Source organism: Mycobacteriales bacterium (assembly GCA_035550055.1).
In the GTDB taxonomy this organism is placed as follows: Bacteria; Actinomycetota; Actinomycetes; order JAFAQI01; family JAFAQI01; genus DASZTV01.
In genome coordinates, this window is record DASZRO010000083.1 from 37,111 (window position 1) to 53,093 (window position 15,983).

At 68.5% G+C, this 15,983-nt stretch carries 14 protein-coding genes; 9 read left to right on the forward strand and 5 right to left on the reverse strand.

What is annotated here, in order from left to right; genetic code table 11:
- Positions 1 to 4 precede the first annotated feature (4 nt).
- The 6 genes from VG899_12560 to VG899_12585 are packed head-to-tail and all read left to right on the forward strand — an operon-like array spanning position 5 to position 7,315.
- Entirely contained in the window at positions 5 to 538 is a 534-nt protein-coding gene (locus VG899_12560; protein HWA67186.1) for a hypothetical protein, read from the forward strand.
- A complete protein-coding gene (locus tag VG899_12565) occupies positions 538 to 2,754 on the forward strand; it encodes an MFS transporter (protein ID HWA67187.1) in 2,217 nt (738 codons plus the stop codon). The genes VG899_12560 and VG899_12565 overlap by 1 nt, the downstream gene beginning before the upstream one ends.
- A complete protein-coding gene (locus VG899_12570) occupies positions 2,751 to 5,681 on the forward strand; it encodes an ATP-binding cassette domain-containing protein (GenBank protein ID HWA67188.1) in 2,931 nt (976 codons plus the stop codon). The genes VG899_12565 and VG899_12570 overlap by 4 nt, the downstream gene beginning before the upstream one ends.
- A 43-nt stretch (positions 5,682 to 5,724) precedes the next feature.
- On the forward strand, positions 5,725 to 6,708 hold the full coding sequence (locus VG899_12575; GenBank protein HWA67189.1) for a hypothetical protein: 984 nt from the start codon (positions 5,725 to 5,727) through the stop codon (positions 6,706 to 6,708).
- 8 nt (positions 6,709 to 6,716) lie between these two features.
- Positions 6,717 to 7,046 carry a hypothetical protein gene (locus VG899_12580; protein ID HWA67190.1) on the forward strand — a complete coding sequence of 110 codons (330 nt, stop codon included), beginning with the start codon at positions 6,717 to 6,719 and terminating at the stop codon, positions 7,044 to 7,046.
- Positions 7,043 to 7,315 (forward strand): hypothetical protein, encoded by a 273-nt coding sequence (locus VG899_12585; GenBank protein HWA67191.1) that lies wholly within the window; start codon positions 7,043 to 7,045, stop codon positions 7,313 to 7,315. Before VG899_12580 ends, VG899_12585 begins: the two co-directional genes overlap by 4 nt.
- A gap of 90 nt (positions 7,316 to 7,405) precedes the next feature.
- Here VG899_12585 and VG899_12590 read toward each other — a convergent pair whose 3' ends face one another.
- The 5 genes from VG899_12590 to VG899_12610 are packed head-to-tail and all read right to left on the reverse strand — an operon-like array spanning position 7,406 to position 12,210.
- The gene (locus VG899_12590) at positions 7,406 to 8,005 is read right to left on the reverse strand and encodes a helix-turn-helix domain-containing protein (protein ID HWA67192.1); all 600 of its coding nucleotides are present in this window, start codon (positions 8,003 to 8,005) and stop codon (positions 7,406 to 7,408) included.
- Entirely contained in the window at positions 8,005 to 9,228 is a 1,224-nt protein-coding gene (locus VG899_12595) for an acyl-CoA dehydrogenase family protein (GenBank protein ID HWA67193.1), read from the reverse strand. Before VG899_12595 ends, VG899_12590 begins: the two co-directional genes overlap by 1 nt.
- Positions 9,229 to 10,110 (reverse strand): SDR family oxidoreductase, encoded by an 882-nt coding sequence (locus VG899_12600; protein HWA67194.1) that lies wholly within the window; start codon positions 10,108 to 10,110, stop codon positions 9,229 to 9,231.
- 49 nt (positions 10,111 to 10,159) lie between these two features.
- On the reverse strand, positions 10,160 to 11,017 hold the full coding sequence (locus tag VG899_12605; GenBank protein HWA67195.1) for a MaoC/PaaZ C-terminal domain-containing protein: 858 nt from the start codon (positions 11,015 to 11,017) through the stop codon (positions 10,160 to 10,162).
- Positions 11,017 to 12,210 (reverse strand): lipid-transfer protein, encoded by a 1,194-nt coding sequence (locus VG899_12610; protein ID HWA67196.1) that lies wholly within the window; start codon positions 12,208 to 12,210, stop codon positions 11,017 to 11,019. Before VG899_12610 ends, VG899_12605 begins: the two co-directional genes overlap by 1 nt.
- 105 nt (positions 12,211 to 12,315) lie before the next feature.
- On the opposite strand from VG899_12610, the gene VG899_12615 reads away from it, so the two are divergent.
- From VG899_12615 to VG899_12625, 3 genes are all read left to right on the forward strand, one after another.
- Positions 12,316 to 13,215 carry an alpha/beta hydrolase fold domain-containing protein gene (locus VG899_12615; GenBank protein ID HWA67197.1) on the forward strand — a complete coding sequence of 300 codons (900 nt, stop codon included), beginning with the start codon at positions 12,316 to 12,318 and terminating at the stop codon, positions 13,213 to 13,215.
- A 26-nt stretch (positions 13,216 to 13,241) separates the two neighbouring features.
- Positions 13,242 to 14,807 (forward strand): methyl-accepting chemotaxis protein, encoded by a 1,566-nt coding sequence (locus VG899_12620; GenBank protein HWA67198.1) that lies wholly within the window; start codon positions 13,242 to 13,244, stop codon positions 14,805 to 14,807.
- 1 nt (position 14,808) lies between these two features.
- Positions 14,809 to 15,983, forward strand: a 1,175-nt coding sequence (locus VG899_12625; protein ID HWA67199.1) for a methyl-accepting chemotaxis protein, incomplete at its 3' end; no start/stop codon positions are given.

The following is a 15,983-nucleotide window of genomic DNA, read 5'->3' on the forward strand; positions in this document are numbered from 1 at the left end:
TCTGATGCTCAGCCGGGCAGTCGTCGTCGCAGCAGCGGGAGCGTTGTCCCTGCTGGGCACCGGCGGCTGCGCGACCAGCCTGCACGGGCTGGAGTTCCACAACGACAACCGGATGAAGATCGTCGAGCCGCACCAGAACGAGCTGGTCGCGAACCCGGTCACCCTCCGTTGGACGATGCGCGACTTCACGGTTGCCGGCCCCGGCGCCGGGCCGGTCAACGACGACACCGGCTACTTCGCGGTGTTCGTGGACCGCGCGCCGGTCAAGCCCGGGCAGACCCTGGCCGCCGTCAGCAAGCACACGCCGTCCTGCCAGCACACGACGTTGTGTACGACGAAGTCCTACCTCGCCTCCGAGCAGGTCTACACGACGACGAAGGACGCCGTCACGCTGCCGGCCATCGCCGACTTGCTGAACAACCAGCTGTCGACGCAGTACCACACGGTGACCGTCGTCTTGATGAACACCGCCGGCGAGCGGATCAGCGAGAGCGCCTGGTCGGTGGAGTTCCGGATGCACTCCTCGGGAGTGACCTGATGGCGCGCCGCAAGCCTGCTCCGGTGTCGGCGGCGGCGGTCGCCGACCAGGCCACGGCCGAGATCGAACGAACGAAGGCGAGTCTGCGCGACGAGGCCCGGCGAACCCTCGGGGTGACCGGCGAGGACGCCACCACCGAGAGCTTCCGGACGTTGTCGCGCCGGCACGGGCTGTCGGCGTACCCGATCATCGCCCTCGGGCTGCTCTTCGTCGCAGACGGCTTCCAGGGCAGCGCGCTCACCGTCCTCACCCCCAACGTCAGCGCTGCCCTGGGTCTCGGCATCACCGGCATCACCGCGGCGTACTCCCTCGCGGCGGTCGCCGCCTTCGCCTCGCCGCTGCCGATGGCGGCGCTCGCCCAACGCAAGCCGCGCCGCGCGATGCTGGCGATCGTCACCGGCCTCGGCTGGACGGTCACGACGCTGTTCACCGGTCTGGTGATCTCGACCGCGGGGTTGCTGGTGATCCTCGCGCTGGACGGGCTGTCTTCGGGCAGCGTCCGCGCCGTTCACGTCCCGCTGATCGTCGACAGCTACCACCCGGCGATGCGGGCGCGCGCGGTGTCGGCGTACCAAGCGCTGGGGCAGGCCGGCCTCGTCGCCAGCCCGCTGCTGGTGTCCCTGCTCGCGGGTCCGTTCAACCTGACGTGGCGCGGGATCTTCATCGCGCTCGGGCTGCTCTCGCTGCTGCTGACGTCGGTGTCGGTGTTCCTGCGCGACCCGGGCTTCGGCAAGTGGGACACCGAGCAGCTCAAGAGCAGCGTGCACGCAGTGCACGGTGAGGACGGGCTGCAGGCGTCGGACGTCGCCCTCGGCTTCTGGGAGATCTGCCGGCGGGTGACGATGATCCCGACGGCCAGACGGCTGATGGCCGCGGCGACCGTGATCGGGATGATGCTCATCCCGTTCTCGACCTTCATCTCCTTCTTCCTGTTGCAGCGGTGGAACCTGGACGCGAGCTCTCGCGGACTGTTCTTCGCCTACAGCAGCGCGATGTCGGTGGTGGCACTGCTCGTCTTCGGCGTCCGCGCCGAGCGTCAGTTCCGCCGCAGTCCTTCTGCGATGCTCCGCTCGACGGGCTGGCTGCTGTCGGGCGGCATCGTGTGCATCGGGTTCGGCGGGCTCTCGCCGTGGTTCGGCGGGATGCTCGCCGGCTTCGGGGTCGGCACCGGCCTGGTCTACGTGCTCCTGCCGGGCGTGTACCTCGCGCTGATGACGATCGTCCCGGCCAACATGCGTCCGCACGCGCAGTCGCTCGTCACCATCTTCATCGGCTTGGGCAGCCTGCTCGGCGCGTTGCTGCTCGGCAACATCGACGAGCAGTACGGCCCGCACGTCGCTCTCGTGGTGATCGCGGCGGTCGGGGTGTTCGGCGCGATCGTGGTGTCGAGCGCAGGTCGGTTCATCGACGCCGATCTCGATCGGATGATCGACGAGGTCCTGGAAGAGGAGGAGATCAAGCGGATCACCGCGTCCGGCACTCACCTCCCGATGCTCGCCGCCCGCGGCATCGACTTCTCCTACGGCCAGCTGCAGGTGCTCTTCGACGTCAACTTCACCGTCGACGACGGCGAGATGGTTGCGCTGCTCGGCACCAACGGTGCCGGCAAGTCGACCCTGCTCAAGGTGATCTCGGGCATCGGGCTGCCCAGCAAGGGAAGCGTGCGGTTCCGCGGCCAGGAGATCACCTATCTCGACGCCGAGCGACGGCTGCGCCTGGGCATCACCCAGATCCCGGGCGGACGGGCCGTCTTCGGTCCGATGACCGTGCTCGAGAACCTGCGCAGCTACGGCTTCAGCCTCGACGTCTCGCGGCGTGAGCTCAACCGGTCGATCGAGGCCTGCTTCGCGGCGTTCCCTCGCCTCTACGAGCGGCGTACGTCGCTTGCCGCCACCCTGTCCGGCGGCGAGCAGCAGATACTCGGCCTGTCCAAGGCGCTGATGCTCCAGCCGAAGCTGCTCGTCATCGACGAGCTCAGCCTCGGCCTCGCGCCGGTCATCGTCGGTCAGCTGCTCGAGATGGTGAAGCAGATCAACGCCGCCGGCACCGCCGTCGTACTCGTCGAGCAGTCCGTCAACATCGCGCTGAACCTCGTCGATCACGCCTACTTCATGGAGAAGGGCGAGATGCGCTTCGACGGGCGAAGCGCCGATCTGCTCGCTCGCGACGACCTGCTGCGGGCCGTCTTCCTGCAGGGCGCGGCGGTGGCCGGATGAGAGTCCAGCTCAAGTGGAAGTGGCTCGTCGCGGCGGCGGTCTTCGTCGCGGCGGTGGTGGTCGCGAAGCTCGTGCTGATCGTGCTCGGCCACCACGGCGTGATCGACACGTCGGCCACGCCGATGCAGGTCGTCGTCCTGGGCGGAATGACCGGGATGACCTACGGCCTGCTCGGCGTCGGCCTGGTGCTTGTCTACCGCAGCAATCGCATCATCAACTTCGCGCACGGCAACATCGGTGCCTTCGGCGCAGCGTTCTTCGGGGTCGCGGCGGTCAAGTGGCACGTGCCGTACTGGATCGCCTTCATTCTGGCGATGGCGCTGTCCGGCCTCGTCGGCGTGGGCACCGAGGCGGCCGCGGTACGCCGGCTGCGCAACGCGCCGCTGCTGATGAGCGTCGTCGTGACCCTCGGCATCGGGCAGTCCCTCGTCGTCTTCTCGCTGGTCGTCAACTCGACGGCGAGCGCCGGCGCGACGTACCCGAGCCCGCCGTTCATGCCGACGTTCCACGTGCAGTCGTTGCTCGTGACGCAGGCGTACTCAGGGATGCTGATCCTCTCGCCGATCCTCGTGGTCGGTCTGGCGATCTTCCTTCGGGTGAGCAAGTTCGGGCTGGGCCTGCGCGCCGCCGCAGCCAATCCCGAAGCTGCGCGGATGGCCGGCATCTTCGCCGGGCGGATGTCGTCGCTGGCCTGGGCGATCGCGGGGAGCATCTCGGCGTTCACCGCGATCCTCATCGCACCCGCGCAGGGCTTCGTGAGCGGCGACGAGTTCGGGCCGGACCTGATCCTTCGGGCGATGACCGCCGCTGCGATCGGGCGGATGGACAACCTGCCGGCGACGTTCTTCGCGGGCATCGGTCTCGGCATCGTCGAGAACGTCCTGGAGTGGGACACCAACAACACCGGCGTCGTCCAGATGGCGCTGTTCGTGCTCGTGCTCGCGGTCCTCCTGTTGCAACGCCGCCGCGGCGGCCGCGCCGAGGAGAAGAGCAACTGGGCGTCGGTCCAAGCGCTGCGCCCGCTACCGGAGCAGCTGCGGCGACTGCCCAGCGTGCGGCTGCTCGGCCCTTCGATCGCGATTGCGTTCTTCGGCCTGCTGGCGGTGGTGCCGGTGGTGTTCACCAACAACGCGACGCAGACCGTCACCTTCTTCATCGCGGCAGCCATCGTCGGTTTGTCGATCACGGTGCTGACCGGTCTCGGCGGCCAGCTGACCCTCGGCCAGTTCATGGTGGCGGGCATCGGCGCGGTCGTGTCGTTCCAGGTGTCCAGTCGCGTCGGTGACTTCCCGCTGGCGCTGCTCTACGCCGGATTGGCCGCCGGCGTCGTGTCGGTGCTCGTCGGGCTGCCGGCACTTCGGCTGCGCGGTCTGATGCTGACCATCACCACGTTGGCGTTCGCGATCGCCGGACCCGCCTGGCTGCTCGGTCGCGGTTTCATGTTCGGCGACGGTGTGGCGCCCGGCGTACCGATCGTTGACGGTCGGGCGCTCGACACCGGCCACGAGTACTACTACTTCGCCCTCGTGCTGTTCTTCATCAGCTTCGTGATCTGCGCCAACGTGCGCCGCGGTGGTTTCGGCCGACTGCTCGTCGCGATCCGCGACAACGAGGACAACGCGCGGGCGTTCACCATCCGAGCCAGCCTCGTGAAGATGCAGGGCTACCTCATCGCCGGGTTCGTCGCCGGCATCGGCGGTGCGACGTACGCGCACTCGCTGTCCTCGGTCGATGCGTCGGTGTTCTCCGATGACTTGTCGATCAAGGTCGTCGTGATGACGGTGCTCGGTGGGATCTCCTCGTTGGCGGGACCGATCATCGGGTGCGCGTGGATTATCGGCATCCCGAAGCTGCCGAAGCTCGGCAACCTCGGGCTGGCCGCGACGTATTTCGGAGCGACGGCGATGATCCTGTGGCGTCCCAACGGCTTGATCAGCTTCGTCGAGACTCCGCGCCGCCTCGTCGTCACCGCGCTCGCCCGGCTGCACGGGGTGGACGCGAATGAGGCGTTCCGCCGCGACCGATCGGTGGCGGCGGCCGAGGTCGCGACGGTCGGTGCTGCGGCGATCCCGGCGCGTCCAGCCGTGTTGGTGTCGGTGCCGGTGGCGGTGCCGGTGCAGCGCGCCGCCGTCCGGCCGACGATCCTCGAGGTGCGCGGCCTGGTGAAGCGCTTCGGCGGCGTCACGGCCGTCAACGACGTGTCGTTCTCAGTGCTTCGCGGCGAGACGCTCGGGCTGATCGGGCCGAACGGTGCGGGCAAGACCACGACCTTCGAGCTGCTCGGCGGCTTCACCAAGCCGGACCAGGGCACCGTTCACTTCGACCGCCGCGACGTCTCGCACCTCGGCCCGGAGTCTCGCGCGCGACTCGGTTTGATCCGGTCGTTCCAGGACGCCGCGCTGTTCCCGACGATGACGATCGAGGAGGTCGTGACGCTGGCGCAGGAGCGGATCAGCGGGTCGTCGTTCCTCGGCTCGGTGCTCGGCATCTCCGGTCGCTCCGAACGAGCCAAGCGGGAGCGCTCCCGTGAGCTGATCGGGTTGCTCGGCCTCGACGCCTACCGCGACCGCCAGATCCGTGAGCTGTCGACCGGCACGCGCCGCATCAGTGAGATCGCCTGCCTGGTCGCCCTCGAGCCGACCTGCCTGCTGCTCGACGAGCCGTCGTCGGGCATCGCGCAGCGCGAGACGGAAGGGTTGGGCACACTGCTCGAGGACCTCAAGCGCCGGCTCGATCTGACGTTGATCGTGATCGAGCACGACATCCCACTGATCATGGGAATCTCGGACCGGATCGTGGCGATGGCCGACGGTTCAGTGATCTGCGAGGGCCTGCCGGAAGTCGTCCGCAGCAACCCGATGGTGGTCGACGCCTACCTCGGCGGCAGCATCACCGCGATCGAACGATCGGGGGCCGGCGTTGGCTAGGTCCGGCTCGCGTCGTCGATGGCTCGCGGTTGCGACCGCCGCGGTGAGTCTCCTGCTTGCCGGGGGTGGCGTCGCCTCCGCGCTCACGGTCGGCACGGACCGCATCGCCGCCGCGGCGAGGTTGGTGGGCGACGCCCGGGTCGGTGACAAGGCCGAGGCGTGGTACGCCTCGCCATCAGGTGCGCTGTGCCTGCCCCTGGTCGGCTGCGTGCCGGTGCCGGTCTCGCTGCCCGCCTACCCCGCAGGGACGCTGCACGTCGGGGTGACCCTTGGACTGACGTCGACCCGCAGCTACGTCGTACCCGACCTGCCCTCCTCCGCGACGGCGCTGCCGGCTTCCGGCACCTTGATGGTGCCGGTGGACAGCAGCCCCCAGGCCGGAACATTCGATCTCGGCTCGGCCCGGATCAAGGCCTGTCTCACCACCGGACAGCCGCCCTCGCAGTCGTCCGCAAAGAGCGAGTCGACGGGCGCGGCGCCGACCGTCGACTGCGCGGTGTCGGCCCCGGCTCGTTACGACGCGGAGATCCACGCCTTCCGCGTCGACCTGACGCCGTTCCTTGCGAAGTGGCGGCACGGGCGGCCCGAACGCGGGATCGCGCTGCTGCCGGCTGCCGGAGGCGCCGCGCTCGCCGACTGGCAGGTCGCCCTCGACGGCAAGGGCGCCGCTGCCACCTCGATCTACTCGCTGTTCGCCACCACCTCGCCGCACCAGGCTGCGCCGACGCCGTCGACGAGTCCGAGCACCACGGCCACCGTCCCGCCGACGGCGGTGGTGCCGCCCGGGCCCGGCGTGGCGCTGCCCGGGATCGGTGAGGTCAGCCCGGAGAGCTCGCCACCGGCGATCGCCGCGCCGGTTCAACCGGCGGTGTACTTCGTGCGCTCGACCCGCTTTCGCTATCCCGCCATCTTCATCGCGCCGCTCGCGATCCTCGCCGGCGTGGTGTTCTTCGCCCGACTGTTCACGGGTACGACGACCCGTCCCCGCAACAAGATGACCGTGCACCGGATCGAGAATGGGAGCTGACGGCAGCGATGGCTGACTTGGACACGAGAGCGCCGCGGTCCCGGCTGCGGGCCATCACCGACCCTTCCTCGACCGCCTTGGTGTACCTCGGCATCGTCGTCGCGGCGGTCGGCTTCGTCCTGCTGGTGATCGGCTGGTCCGACGTGGCAGGCACGATCGACGTGGGCCGGCAGATGCCGTACCTGATGTCGACCGGGCTTCCCGGGATCGCGTTGGTCATGGTCGGGCTGGTGCTGGTCAACATCAGCGTCCGGCGGCAGGACAGCGCAGAGCGGGCTCGCCAGATGAGCGCCCTGACCGAGTCGCTCGACAAGCTGCGCAGCTCTGATCAGCGATGAACCGCTTGCGCGCCGTATTGGTGCTCGCCGGGATCCTCGTCGCCGGCTTTGCCGGATTCGGCTGGGCGTGGCACGGCGCGAAGCACGCGACGTACGTCCCGTTGCAGGTGCCGTGGGTGATGTCCGGCGGGCTCGGCGCGCTCGCGCTCGTAGGCCTTGCGGCGGCCGCATGGCACATCGACCTCGCCCGACGCGACGACGTCGATCATCGCGCCGAGTGGGACCGCTTCACCGAAGATCTCAGCGAGGTCCTCGCCGAGCGCCGCTGACCGGCCTCCCTTTTCCCGAAGTAGCACACAAAGTGGCCCTCGAACCGGACACCCGGCCACAAACTAGGGCAGCCGCGGCGGCCTTGTGTGCTACTTCGGGCCCGTGGCGGGGGCGAGCAGCAGGTGCGTCATGTGCTTCCAGGCGGCGATTCTGGCCGCGGTGGACCGCTCGCTGCGGATCACGCGGGCTCGCGCTGCGCCGCGCATCGCGTCGACGATGACGAGCAGCGCCACCTCGAAGTTCGGGTGGTGGACGTACTCCGCCCACTGCGTCGCCGCCATGTCGCGGATCTGGTCGCGCAGCATCCGGTTCTGACGGGTCAACGCCTCGCGGAGCTCGGCGTCGTTGCGTGCGGCCGACCACAGCTCGTCGGCAGCGACGGCGAGTGGGCTGTTGAAGGTACGCCAGAGCGCGTCGATCCCGTCATCGATCCCGCGATGCGTGGGCGAGGCGTAGAACGCTTCGCGCTGCGCGGCGAAGAGCTCGTCGATCGCCGCGACCAGAAGTTCCGCCCGCGACGGGAAGTGGTGCAGGAGCGCGCCGCGTGAGACCCCTGCGCGACGCTGCACCTCGAGCGTGGTCGTCGCGGCATGGCCGAGCTCGACCAGCGAGTCGACGGTCGCGGCGATGATCACCGCCCGCGTCGCCGCACTGCGCTCGGCTTGCGTGCGCCGTACGGCGACCGGCATCAGGACAGCAAGCCGCGAGCGACGTGAGTGATCTGGACCTCGTTGCTGCCGGCGTAGATCATCAGCGACTTCGCGTCCCGGGCCAGCTGTTCGACGCGGTACTCGGACATGTAGCCGTTGCCGCCGAACAGCTGCACCGCCTCCATCGCGACCTCGGTCGCCGCCTGCGAGGAGTAGTACTTCATCGCGGAGGCTTCGGCCAACGTCGGTGTCTTGCCCGCGCGGCGCAGCTCGATGGTGCGGAACACCATGTTCTGCACGTTCTGGCGCGCGACCTCCATGTTGGCGAGCTTGAGCTGGATCAGCTGGAACTCACCGATCTTCTGCCCCCACAGCTCACGGTTCTTCGCGTAGTCGATGCACAGCGACAGGCACTCCTCGATCACGCCGAGCGACATCGCGGCGATCCCGACCCGCTCGGTCGTGAAGTTGGAGCGCGCGCTCTCGCGGCCGTCCGCCGCGCCGGATCCGCCGCCGTCGAGCAGCCGGTCAGGCTCCAGGTACACGTCGGAGAAGAACAGCTGTCCGGTGGGCGAGGAATGGATGCCCATCTTCTTGAACGGCTTCGACTGGGTGAAGCCGTCCATCCCGGAATCGAGGACGAACGTCAGCACCGGCCGGCGGCGCTTGTCCTCGCTGGTGCCGTCGTCGAGCTTCGCGTAGACGACGGCGGTGTCGGCGTACGGGCCGTTGGTGATGAACGTCTTCTCGCCGTTGAGGACGTAGCCGTCGCCGTCCTTGCGGACGGTCGTCGTCATCCCGCCGAACGCGTCGGAGCCGGAGTTCGGCTCGGTGATCGCCCACGCGCCGACCTTGTTGAACGTCATCAGGTCCTTCGCCCAGCGCTCCTTCTGCTCGATCGAGCCGCGGGACATGATCGTGCCGCCGGCCAGACCCATGCTGACGCCCATCGCGGCGGTCAGGCCCATCGCGACCTTGGTCAGCTCGATCGACAGGATCAGCTGCATCGCGTCGTCGCCGCCGGCACCGTCGTCCGAACCGCCGGTCGAGCGCGTCGCGCCGTCCTTCTCCTTGGCGATTCGCTTGTCGAACGAGTCGGCCATCATCGCGTCGATGCCGAAGGTCGAGAACAGCTTGCGAATCAAGGCGTACGGCGGGAGCTCACCTGAGTCCAGCTCGTCGGCGTGCGGCCGAATCTCCGCGTTGACGAAGTCCCGGATCGCGTCGCGGATGGCGAGCTCGGTGTCTGACCAGCCGATCACTTATTCACTCCAGGCGGTGAGGCGCTGCTCGACCTCGGTGATCGTCCAAGGCTTGTCGGTCTCGGTCTTGCGACCGTAGGTCCAGCCGGTGAGCTCCGAGATCGAGCTGCCCGACACTTCGTACACCTTGCCCGTCACGTCGCAGTTCGCAGTCGACAGGTATGCGACGAGCGGGGAGATCGCGGCGGGGTCGAACGCGTCGAGCGCGTCGGCGCCTTCCGGCTTTGCCATCAGCTGGTCGATGCCCGGCGTCGCCAGGGTGAGCCGCGTGCGAGCCAGCGGCGTGATCGCGTTGACCCGCACGCCGTAGCGGCCGAGCTCCTGGGCGGCGACCAGCGTCATCGCCGCGATGCCCGCCTTCGCTGCGCCGTAGTTGACCTGACCCGGGTTCGGCAGCGTCGTACCCGAACCGGAGGAGGTGTTGACGACGGCGGCGTTGACGGCCGCGCCCGCCTTGCTCTGGTCCTTCCAGTACTCCGCCGCGTGCCGCAGCACGCAGAAGTGACCCTTGAGGTGTACGGCGATGACCGCGTCCCACTGCTCCTCTGACAAGCCCGCGAGGAACCCGTCGCGCAGGATGCCGGCGTTGTTGATCACTACGTCGAGCTGACCGAACTCCTCGATGGCCTGGGTCACCAGACCCTTCGCGCCGTCCCAGGTCGCGACGTTGTCGGTGTTCGCGACCGCGTGCCCGCCGAACGCTTTGATCTCCTCGACGACCTCGTGCGCCGGTCCGGCGTCGGAGCCGGAGCCGTCGTTCGCGCCGCCGAGGTCGTTGATCACGACGGCGGCGCCTTCACGGGCGAACAGCAGCGCATGCTCGCGCCCGATCCCACGGCCGGCTCCGGTGATGACAGCCACGCGTCCGTCGAGTGCTCCCACTGAAAGGTCTCCTATATATAGATGCGTGCCGGTCCGTTGAGCGGCGCGGTCAGTCTGCGATGACGGCGAGGCCGTCGCGGATCACGAGGTCCTCGCCCACTCGGGTCTCGTAGGCGTAGTTGGTCGCACCGGCCGACGAGCCGGTGGCGAAGAACGTCGTCTCGATGTCCTGACCGGGGATGACCGGCTTGGAGAAGCGCACCGCGAGACGGCGCAGCCGCTCGGTGTGGCCGTTGCCGAGCTCGGTCAGCGCGGCCCACGACGTGAACGCCATCGAGCACAGGCCGTGGGCGATGATGCCCGGCAGCCCGACGGACTTCGCGAACTCCGCATCGAGGTGAATCGGCATCGGGTCACCCGATGCCGGCGAGTAGCGGAACGTCTGGTCCTCGTCGACGTGTTGCACCGTCTTCGCCACCGGCGACAGGCCCGACGCCGCGGAGTCGAAGCGGTGGTCCGGCGCCTGCTCGCCCACGGTCTCGCCGGCGTCGATCCCGCGGATGAACGTCGACACGTACTGCTCGTTGACGAGCTCGCCGTTCGCGTCACGCGACTCGATGTACACGGTGCCGACGGTGCCGCTCGCCTTGCCCGCGTAGCCGACGACCTTGCCCTTGGAGGTGAGCTGGTCGCCGGCCTTGATCGGACGGTGGAAGGTGAAGTCCTGCTCGCCGTGCAGCACGAAGGGCGCGATGCTGTCGGGTGCGACCGCGAACAGCTGGCTCAACAGGATGTCGAAGATCGGTACGACGGCGAAGACCGGCGGTGCGATCTCGCCGGACAGGTGCGCCGCGATTGGGTCGTTGGTCGCCGCGGCGTACTGTGCGATCCGCTCGGCGGTGACGTCGAAGTGCTTCTCCGCGCTCCAGACCCCGACGCCGTCCGGGTTGAACTTCGTCTCGCTCATCAGGACGCCCGCTTGTACGCCGTGACGACCGCGGCGCCGCCGAGCCCGATGTTGTGCTGGAGCGCGACCTTGACGTTGTCCACCTGGCGCGCGTCCGCGTCGCCGCGCAGCTGCCAGGTGAGCTCGGCGCACTGCGCGAGGCCGGTGGCGCCCAGCGGGTGGCCCTTGGAGATCAACCCGCCGGAGGGGTTGACGACCCAGCGCCCGCCGTACGTCGTGTCGTTGTTGTCGACCAGCTTGCCGCCCTCGCCTTCCGCGCACAGCCCGAGCGCCTCGTAGGTCAGCAGCTCGTTGGCGGAGAAGCAGTCGTGCAGCTCGATGACCTGGACGTCGTCGGCGCTGATGCCCGCCTGCTCGTAGACCTTGCGCGCGGCTTCCTTGCTCATGTCGTAACCCACGAGCGTGGCGGCCGAGTTGTTCTCGAACGTGCTGCGCATGTCGGTGACCATCGCCTGCCCGACGATCTCGATCGCGCGGTCGCCGAGACCGTGCTCGTCGACGAACTTCTCACTCGCGATGACGGCGGCGCCCGACCCGTCGGAGGTCGGCGAACACTGCAGCTTGGTGAGCGGCAGCTTGTCGTAGATCACTTTCGACGCCTTGATCTCGTCGAGGGAGTAGACGTCCTGGAACTGCGCGTACGGGTTGTTCGCGGAGTGGCGGTGGTTCTTCTCGCCGATCTTCGCGAAGTGGTCGGGCGTGGTGCCGTACTTCTCCATGTGCTCGACGCCGGCCGCACCGAACATCCACGGCGCCAGCGGGAACGCGAGCTCGTACTTGTCGGTCAGCGCGACCACGTGCTTCTGCATCGGGTTCTCGCGGTCTTCGAACGTCGACTGGAGCGAACCGCGCTGCATCTTCTCGAAGCCGAGGGCCAGGGCGCAGTCGGCAACGCCGCTGCGGACCGCCTGGTTGGCGAGGTAGAGGGCGGTCGAGCCGGTCGAGCAGTTGTTGTTGACGTTGATCACCGGGATGCCGGTCAGGCCGAGCTCGTAGACCGCGCGCTGGCCGCAGGTCGACTCGCCGTACACGTAGCCGACGTACGCCTGCTCGACCTTGTCGTAGGAGATGCCCGCGTCCTCGAGGGCCTTTGTGCCGGACTCGCGTGCCATGTCGGGGTAGTCCCACTCGCGGCTGCCGGGCTTTTCGAACTTCGTCATCCCAACGCCGATGACGTATGTCTTCGCGGGCACTTGGTCTCCTTTGGGCCGGATCTAACAGTCAATGATGACTGTTAAGTGTGAGAGGCGTCAACGGGCCTGGCGAAAAGGTACTCGCGGCTGGTACGACTTGCGGTCGTGAGCTGGCAGAGCAAGGCCGTCGAACGACTCCTTCGAATCGCCCGCGGGGTGCAGCGCGGATCCGACGCGCAGGCCATGGAGCGGGCGATCCAGCGGGCGCGGTCCCGGGCGAAGGATCCCTCGCCGAAGGTGAAGCTGCTCCGCGACGATCTGGTGCTTGCGGAGGCGCAGCTGTTCGGGATGCGCGTGTTCGACCTACGGCTGCGAACCGGCGGGTCCGATCAGCACGTCGTCTACTACCACGGCGGGTCGTACACCTTCGACATCGCGCCGCCGCACTGGTGGTTCCTCACCCACCTGGCGCGTACGACGGGAGCGCGGATCTCGATCGCGATCTATCCGCTGGCACCGGAGTCAGCGGCGGCGAAGACGGTCCCGGTGGCGACCGACCTCGCCGAACAGATCATCGACGAAAGCAACGCGGGCACGGTGACGGTCATGGGCGACAGTGCCGGCGGCGGGCTGGCGCTCGCGGTCGCCCAGCAGCTGCTGGCACGAGGCAAGCAGCCACGTCAGACCGTCCTCATCTCGCCATGGCTCGACGTCTCGATGACCGATCCCGGCCTGCCCGCGATCGCGCCCCTCGACGCGATGCTCAACGTCGTCGGCCTGGCGCACTGCGGCCGTCTCTACGCAGGCGAGCTCGACACCTCCGACCCGCTGGCGAGCCCGCTGTACGGCGAGCTGGACGGCCTGGCGCCGATCGAGATCTACACCGGTACGCACGACCTCTTGAACGTCGACGCACACAACCTCGTCGAGCGCGCGAAAGGCCGAAACGTGCAGGTGACGCTGCATGAGGAGGCCGAGATGCCGCACGTGCACCCGCTGCTTCCGTTCATCCCGGAGGGCCGCCGCGCTCGCGACCAGATCGTCGCGAACGTACATAGCGGATAGCACCCAAACCTGCTGGACTTTCGGCCGTGGACGAGCACGACTTCCAACGAGCGTTCGATCGCGTCGGCACCTTCGTCTCATGGATCACCGCGGCCGCACTGGCGGGCGCGTTGAGCTTCGACCAGTACGGGTCGAACCACCCGCTGCACCACTGGCTCTACGTACTGCTGATGGGCGTGTGCGCACTGATCGCCGTCGCCTACGGTTCCCAGCTGGTCATCGCCGGGCGTACCGGCCAAGCGGGGCGTCTGCGGCTGTCGCCGAGCGGGTCGGTGTTCCAGCTGATCTTCAGCACCGCCGGGCTCACCTGGCTGTGCTCAGTCACTGACGGCATCGAGCGGCCGTTCTGGTTGTTCTTCATCGTCGCCCAGATCCCGGCGTCGATCAGCCTGCCGGTCGTCGTCACCGTCTTCTTCGGCTTCGCCGCGTCGGGTGGCGTGGTGTTGTCGTCGTTCATCGCCGGCACCGCGACCGACCACAACCGCGGCTCGCTGCTGCTCGTCTGCGCCTTGCTTCCGGTTGCGGCTTGGTACATCGCAACGATCACCGACGGGATCCGCCGTGCGCAGGAGAGCGCCGTCGCCGACAAGGAGCGGCTGGGCAGTGGGGTCGACGAGCTGTCGACAGTGATGGCGAGGGCGGCGCAAGGCGACCTCGGAGCCTCGGTCGGCGACGAGTCGTTCAACGACGAGTCACTGCGGAAGCTGGGCAGCTCGCTGGACCACACCCTCGGCTCGCTACGGCTGCTGGTCGGCCAGATCAGAGGTGGTGGTGAGCAGATCGTCGCTTCGGCGCACCAGCTGCTGGCGACGGCGGAGGAGCACGCGGCGTCGGCGACCCAGCAGTCGTCGGCGGTGTCGGAGACGACCTCGACGATCGAGGAGCTCGCGGCCACCGCGGCGCAGATCGCCGAGACCTCCGAGTCGGTCGCCCGCTACGCGGCCGAGACGCTGCGTCACGCCGAGGAGGGCCGCGAAGCGGTGTCCGCGTCAGTGGAGGCGATGGATACGATCGCGATGCGCGTCGAGCAGATCGGCACTCGCGCGGCATCGCTCGGGGAGAAGGGCCACGAGATCGGTCGCATCCTCGACGTCATCAACGACCTGGCGGACCAGACCAACCTGCTCGCCCTCAACGCCGCCATCGAGGCAGCCCGGGCCGGCGAGAACGGCCGCGGCTTCGCCGTCGTCGCCGCGGAGGTCCGCAAGCTCGCCGAGCGGGCACAGCAGTCCACCGGGCAGATCTCGGCCATCGTGGCGGAGATCCAGTCGGAGACCTCGGCCACGATCCTCGCCAGCGAGGAGGGCAGCAAGGACGTCCGTACCGGCTCCGAGCTGGCGCGCGGCGTCGTCGACGCGCTCGAGCGGATCTCGGCGATGGTGGACGAGACGACGACCGCCGCCAAGGAGATTTCAGTGGCGACCCAGCAGCAACGGTCGGCCTCGGACCAGGTCGTGGCGGCGATGACCCAGGTCTCGGACGTCTCGCGGCAGTACGCCATCGGCTCCAAACAGTCCGCCGCCGCCGCCGCCCAGCTCAACAACCTCGCTGCGGAGCTGCGGCTGGCCATCGCCCAGTTCAAGGTGGCCTGACGTGGCCGCGACCTACGCCGCGTCGCCCGGCGCCAACGGCGAGCACATGTTCAACCGGCTGACCAACGACTCCGCGGTGTCCTCCTTCATCAAGTTCGCGGCCATGGCGGCAGCGGTCGCACTCATCGCGCACGACACCCCCGGCCCGACGCGGGACCACCGCAACCTGCTGTTCGTCTGGATCGCGATCGGCGTCGCCTCGCCGGTCGGCGTGTTGATCCACAGCCGGATGAAGGCCAACCGACTTGGCGAAGCGGTCGTGCTGGGGATCATCGCCGGCGCGGACTTCGCCGCGTTGTTCGCGGCGCTGTGCCTGACCAACGCAGTCAGCGGCCCGTTCTGGGTCGTGACGATCATCAACACGATCGCCGCGGCCGTCATCGTTCCCAACCAGGCACTGGCTGTCGGGGTAGCGCTGGCGTACGGCGGGTCACTCGTCGGCGCCACTGCCATCGCGCACGACCTGAGCCGCGCGACGGCCGGACCACTCGTCGTGATCGGCCTCAGCTTCCCGTTGGTGGCACTGCTGGGCAACGCGGTCGCGTCACGGCTCGAGACGCAACGCACTCATGCCGACGCCGAGCGCGACCAGCTCCGGGCCACCGTCGAGGAGCTGTCCGCGGCACTCGCCCAGGCCGCTCGCGGCGACCTGTCAGTCGGGGTCAGCGCCGACTCCCTGTCCGAGGAGCTGCTCAGCCGGCTCGCCCACGCCTTCGACAACACTCTCGGCAACCTGCGCGGTCTGGTCACGCAGATCCGCAGCGGCGGCGAGCACATCGTGACCTCGGCGCACGAGCTGTTGGCGTCGGCGGAGGAGCATGCGGCGTCGGCGACGCAGCAGTCCTCGGCGGTGTCGGAGACGACGGCGACGATTGAGGAGTTGGCGGCGACGGCGGCGCAGATCGCGGAGACGTCGGAGTCGGTGGCGCGGTATGCGGCGGAGACGTTGCGTCATGCCGAGGATGGGCGTGAGGCTGTGTCGGCGAGTGTGGATGCGATGGACACGATCGCGCAGCGGGTGGAGCAGATCGGTGATCGGGCGTTGTCGTTGGGTGAGAAGGGTCAGGAGATCGGCCGGATTCTGGATGTGATCAATGATTTGGCGGATCAGACGAATCTGTTGGCGTTGAACGCGGCGATCGAGGCGGCGCGGGCGGGGGAGAACGGTCGCGGGTT